We start from the raw sequence: 6,038 nt of genomic DNA, 5'->3' as shown, positions 1-6,038 counted from the left end.
GGGGATTGATTTCCACCTGGTAGTGATGATTGGAACGCCGGCCGCGAAAGACTCAAGGATCACGGCGGGGAATCCTTCGCCGATATACCTGGTGGGGAAAAGGAGGATATCGAAATTCTTTATCTCGTCTATGACAGAGGAAGGGTCGATAACCCCGCAATACTTGAGGTTGTCATGTTTTTCGATCTCCTTGAGGAACCGGTCTTTGTACTTCGGTATCAATTCGCCGTAGAAATCGCAGCCCGCGTGATTTTTCGATCCTAAAGCCTCAATGATATCGAATATTCCTTTTTCTTCTTTCATGTGGCCCACAAAAACGCATCTTCCCTTGAAACTGACAGATTCCCGCCTGCCGACGAGGGATCTGTCGAGAAGGAAATTCGGAAAACACTCGACAAGTGATTCGTTGAGTCCAAGGTCTCCGATGAGACCATCGGCGATAGCTCTTGTCTGTGGGAGGATCTTTTCGGCCCTGGATAGTACCGAAAGGATAAAACGCCTGTATCCTGGTCCATATTCCAGTATCTGTTCGACGAGATAGCTCCCGAAAACTTTAACGACAACCGGTTTTCCGAACATGCGAGATACGATTATGATAGCCAGTCCCAATGAACAGAGCGAACGCCTCGTGATCCACAGGAGTACTTTTTCCTTCCCCGGCAGATTGAATATGAATTGGGTGAATACTCTCACGGCTCTTAAAAGATCTCTGGCATAGATCTTTTCGCCCTGAAGCTTGATCCTGACACCTCTGTACAGGTTGACCGTAGTGAGATTCACATTTGCATCGTCCCAATACCTGCTGCCGATAAGTTTCGCTGTTGAAACTGTCTCACCGCCGATCGGGGGTGGGAGGGGGCCTATGAAGAGGAATTGTCTGTTCTTCATTCTTGATTCCATGTATTCATCGGGATTTATCCCTGCGCGTTGTTCAGGATCATCCTGGCATCGGCGATCACGCAACGGCTGCCCGAACACATGACCGGGTTCAAGTCGATCGATTCGACAAACGGTGCGAGATCCATTACCAGCTTCGAGAACGCGACTACCATCGAAGACAGACGTTCCATGTCTACCGGTTCTGATCCACGAAACCCTTCCAGCAGTTTCCGGGCCTTGATATCCGCGACCATCGACGGTACATGTTCTTTCTTGATCGGAGCCATTCTGATGGCGGTATCCTTGTAGATCTCCACTCCGACCCCGCCGATACCAACGACGATCACCGGGCCGAACTGTGAGTCGATTTTTGCTCCTACGATCAGTTCGACACCGCTGAGCATTTCTTCGATAACAGCCCCGGCAAATCCCTTCATCTCTCTGAACCCCTTGTAGGTTTCCCTGAGTTGTTTGTCACTGGAGATGCCGACTACAACACCACCGACATCGGACTTGTGGAGGATATCGGGAGAGACTACCTTGGCTACCAGGGGATAACCTGCCTTCGACGCGAAAGTTTCCGCTTCCCCGACCGAGGTCGCGTGGATATATTCGGGGACATCCAGCCCTGCGATGCTCAGTATTTTCATGGCATCAGGCTCAAGGACCCATCCCGTACCTTTGGATTTTTCAAGGATGGCTTTCATTTCGTCTGTCAGCATTGTCCACACCTCTTCATAGCTTCGACCATCATTATGGCGCCCTCTATTGAATCTGCTACTGGAACGTTGTTGAGCTGAAACCCCTCGATGATCATCATGTATTTCTCCACATGGGGGACATAGGCGACGATCGGTTTCTTTGTTTCCTGATATAACTGGCTGAGGCGGGCTCCTACATCGGATGTGACCTCTGGAATGTAGGGGAGAAGCAGGATCAGGACACAATCGATGTCGTCAATGAGACTGAGTTGACGCGCGGCCACTACGAAATCGTCATCCTGAGCGCTTCCTGTCAAATCGATTGGATTGTCGATCGATGCTATCGTCTTTATGCTGTTGGAAAGTTTTTCGCGTATTATTTCCTGCCTGTCATCAGGGAGTAGTGGTACTTCCAGGTCGGACTTGTTACATCTGTCGACCGCCACAACGCCGTGGCCACCGCTGGCGGTGACGATGCCGACCCTGCCTTTGATCGGTTTGGAGTAACAACTCAAAGCTTCGGAAAAGTTGAGCATCTCGTATTCGTCGTAAGCTTCGACTATGCCATGTTGTTTCATGATCGAAGAAAAGACTCTGTAGTCGCCGGCGATGGAAGCCGTGTGGCTCGATACAGCCCTGCTTCCTGCTTCGCTCTTGCCAGCTTTCATGACGATGACTGGCTTGGGAGATCGACTTGCGGCATTTACGAACTCGCGCCCCTGGCCCTCTCCGAAACCCTCCATATAAAAAGCTATGACGTCTGTCTGGTCGTCACGGGCAAGATATTTCAGAAGGTCCAGCTCAGTGACGACAGCCTTGTTGCCTATGCTGACTGCTCTGGAAAGGCCGATTCCCTGTTCGGCGTATTTGACCATCTGGTCGACGAGGATGCCCCCGCTCTGACTCACTATAGCGACGTTGCCCTGTCCGGGCCTCACCATGCGTTCGCTGGGAAGAAAGAATGAGTCGACATGGCTTGGCGAATAGATGCCGAGACAGTTGGGTCCGATGATCGGGAAATCCGCCTCGTTCGCTACCCGGATCAACTCATCTCTCATATCGTGCCGTCCGGTCTCTGAGAATCCTCCGGAGATCACTACTACTCCTCCCACCCAGGATTCAACACACTCTTCCAGGACTCCGGGCACATGTTCCGCGCGGACAGCAATTATCGCGAGATCTATCTTCTCCGGGATATCTCCGATATTCTTGTAGACTTTTTCCTTGTAATATTCACCACCCTGAGGGTTGACGGCATAGACCTTCACGGGATAACGAAACCTATTCTTGTTATATATGACGTTGGCCGGATGACGGTCATTATGGAGAGATACTCCGATGATGGCCATCGTCTTTGGCTCGAACATGGTCCTGAAATCCAATCTTTCCTCCATTGCTTCGGTGGGTCTCAATACGAAACCCACTCGGACGGCTAATCCTGCACCAATGCAGGGATAGTGTCAAGATTATCCCGGCAGGAAAAAGCAATATAGGTCCTGGAACATCGATAATCAATATGTCTGATGAACCAGGCAAATAACCATGCTGTACACAGGGTCGTCACATCCCCTTCGACTCCAGGGCGAGCAATATGAACACAAGAAAGGTCGCGACTATCGGGACGATGATACACTCAGGAACCTTGATCAGTTTCGGAATCGTGATATCGCCAAAATCGCCTTTCCGGAGAATACCATTCATCAGACGTGGATAAATCGCTGCGAACAGCCCCGCGCCGATCAGGATTCCAACAATTCCTCCTGTCGCGGCGTCAATATATCCGTTGCCTACTGCGCCCGCTATTGTTCCCGGACAGTAGCCGAGAGTCGCGAATCCTATCCCGAAAATGAGTCCTCCAATTGCACTGGATCCCCATGAGCCGGGTTTCGGATGAAGTTCCACCCACCCGAAAGACTTCATCGCGAATATACCGATCATCCCGGTGATCACTGCCGAGAGCATGATCTTGACGACTGTAAAATCTATAAGAAGAAGCTGTCCGACGATGACGTCGTATTTCGTAGCTCCGCCTTTGTGCAGAAAGATTCCAAAGAGGATCCCAAAAAGGAATCCGAGAAAGAGTTGCAGACCTTTTTTTGTATGGATTACATTTAACATCCGGGACACCTCCTTCAGCCTATGACCTTGAAAATGATGAAAGCGCTTGCGATCCCACCGATGAAAAAGCAGACAGCGGCTATCCAACTGCTTATTGCGAGCTGGAGTGTGCCGCTGATACCGTGGCCGCTGGTGCAGCCGCCGGACCACCTGGCGCCGAACCCGAGAAAGATCCCTCCTGCCAGAGCAGTCAGAATGCGAGGGAAGGGGGCGCTTCCAAAAGAAGCGGCCCACATGGCCGGGACGACCTGGATAGAAAAGTCACCAGAGATCCTGGCGGAGATGAAGCCTCCCAGGACTACTCCCAGCACGAGCATCCATTCCCAATCGATCGAAGGAGAGAATTGTTTGTAATAGGGCATCTCGTCGATTTTTTTTCCTCTGAAGATCCTGACGAACATGCCACTTGTTCTGGCGAAAGCCGTCGAGCAGCCGATCGGCTTGTTCGAAAGGAGGAATGTAAACCAGCTTAAGACACCGATCCCGATGCCTGCCGCGTACGGCGACCACCTGGCTTCAAAGATCCAATCCATATCGCACCTCCGGTCGATTTGTAGCTACCAGTCAATTACGCATATCATGTCTGTACCCAAAGTCTGCCCGATGACTGAATCATATGGTCGATACTATTCCGGCTGATCTTTCTTGTCCTGAACGGGCACGTAGTTTTCGTAATAACGCGATCCGTGCGGATTAGCGCAGACCCTGCATACCCTGGTGTGGCCCGCAGCGCTGTATCCTTTCATGCCTCCAGCGACATTAAGGAGGTCTTCGAATCCGTGCATCTTAAGGATGCTAGTGCCAAGGCTCGAGCGGTGACCTGTCGAGCAGATCAGAATGGTTTTTTTTGATGGGTCCAGCTCATCGAACCTGGTCCGAAGTTCGGGTGTGGGGATGTTTATCGCCCCGCCTATATGGTTGTCGGCGAATTCGATCGGGGAGCGTACATCGAGCAGGACGATCTCCTCTGAACCGCAGGCATAATTATGAAGATCCTCGGCCGATATCTGCCGGACACTTGTAGTCTTGAACCCGCTCGTCGCCCACCCGAACATGCTTTTCTCGAGATGTCCGAATATCCGGTCCACCCCGACACGCCTGGCCCATACGTTGGCGTTGTGAGCTTCCTCCACAGTCGAGGCGACAAGGAGTATTTTTTTGTCAGGGGGCAGGGTCCATCCTGCGAAGGTGGGGAAATTGCCGTTGTAGTCAATGTGCCACGCTCCCGGGATGTGATGGCTTCCGAACCCTTCGTAACTTCTGACGTCGAGGACAATGACATCGTCATCGGCCATCGCCTTCCTGAATCCAGCCGGGCTCATCCTTGAAAGGGATGGAAGATCCCCTATCCTTGCCGGCCCCTGTCGATTGATGTCACTGCACAGGCTGAAATGATCGGGGGCGGGGGGCATGTCAGTCGTAAGCGATTCAATAAAATCAACTTTTTCAATTATCTGCAGCGCGGAATTGTACCGTCTTTCGTATCCGATGGTACTCCGCCATTTGGCTCCCATCGCCCGCCCGCACAGTGAACCGGCTCCGTGACAGGGCCATACTTCGCAAAAATCGGGAAGCTTCAGCAGTTTATCGTGAAGGCTGTCGTAGAGTTTGCCGGCAAGTTCTGTCGCCATGTCGGGGAAGAGGTCCGGACGCCCCACATCTCCCACAAACATCGTGTCTCCACAGAAGACTCCAGCCGGCTCATCACCTCTTGTCCTGTCGATCACGACATAACTGAGGTGCTCAGGTGTATGTCCTGGTGTTTCAAGTACCTTGATCAGGATATCGTCGATCTCGAAGGTATCGCCATCAGAGACAGCGACGTGATCGAATGCGCATTTTCCACTTTTCGGAACGTAGATCTTCGCCCCGGTCTGTGCTGCCAGGTCCATATGGCCGGAGATGAAATCGGCGTGAAGATGGGTCTCAAGGATATGGGTTATCTCTACTCCGTGAGCATCTGCTGCCTCGATATAAATATCTATATCTCTTCTCGGATCGATGATCGCGCAGGATCTCGATCCAGCGAGAAGGTATGAACTGTGTGCGATTTTTTCAATGAAAAAATGTTTTAACAGCATCAGAGCCTCCCTGAGAACAGGGTTGAAGTTAAAAGATGAAATATATCAATGGCACGGCAATCAGAAGAAAGAGCAGTGTCATTATGCTACCAGCTTTAATGTAGTCCCTGTTTCGATATCTCCCAGGCGTCATGACCAGTGCGTTTACCTGGTGGGTGGGAAGGATGAAACTGTTCGCGGCGCAGACGGCGACGAGCATTGCCAGCGCCCGGGGATCTATTCCCGACATGTTGCCGATAATGATCACGAGAGGGACGAG

Annotated in this window: 7 protein-coding genes; all 7 read right to left on the bottom strand. The window is 51.6% G+C overall.

The annotated features are described in order from the left end of the window. The coding region (locus tag KOO63_10750; GenBank protein MBU8922285.1) for a glycosyltransferase at nucleotides 1-888 on the bottom strand (888 nt) is incomplete at its 3' end. A 26-nt stretch (nucleotides 889-914) separates the two neighbouring features. Next, nucleotides 915-1,601: an acetate--CoA ligase family protein gene (locus tag KOO63_10745; protein MBU8922284.1), complete on the bottom strand. Its 687-nt coding sequence runs from the start codon at nucleotides 1,599-1,601 to the stop codon at nucleotides 915-917. Beyond that, entirely contained in the window at nucleotides 1,595-2,962 is a 1,368-nt protein-coding gene (locus tag KOO63_10740) for a CoA-binding protein (GenBank protein MBU8922283.1), read from the bottom strand. The genes KOO63_10745 and KOO63_10740 overlap by 7 nt, the downstream gene beginning before the upstream one ends. A gap of 178 nt (nucleotides 2,963-3,140) precedes the next feature. Then, nucleotides 3,141-3,698 carry a YeeE/YedE family protein gene (locus tag KOO63_10735; protein ID MBU8922282.1) on the bottom strand — a complete coding sequence of 186 codons (558 nt, stop codon included), beginning with the start codon at nucleotides 3,696-3,698 and terminating at the stop codon, nucleotides 3,141-3,143. 14 nt (nucleotides 3,699-3,712) lie between these two features. Next, the gene (locus KOO63_10730) at nucleotides 3,713-4,231 is read right to left on the bottom strand and encodes a YeeE/YedE family protein (GenBank protein MBU8922281.1); all 519 of its coding nucleotides are present in this window, start codon (nucleotides 4,229-4,231) and stop codon (nucleotides 3,713-3,715) included. A 93-nt stretch (nucleotides 4,232-4,324) separates the two neighbouring features. Then, entirely contained in the window at nucleotides 4,325-5,779 is a 1,455-nt protein-coding gene (locus KOO63_10725; GenBank protein ID MBU8922280.1) for an MBL fold metallo-hydrolase, read from the bottom strand. Nucleotides 5,780-5,807: 28 nt separating this feature from the next. Further along, nucleotides 5,808-6,038 (bottom strand): hypothetical protein (locus KOO63_10720; protein ID MBU8922279.1); only part of this gene is annotated, 231 nt, incomplete at its 5' end.

Source organism: Candidatus Latescibacterota bacterium, from assembly GCA_019038625.1.
Lineage (GTDB): Bacteria > Krumholzibacteriota > Krumholzibacteriia > Krumholzibacteriales > Krumholzibacteriaceae > JAGLYV01.
This window is presented reverse-complemented; position numbering and strand designations above follow the sequence as displayed.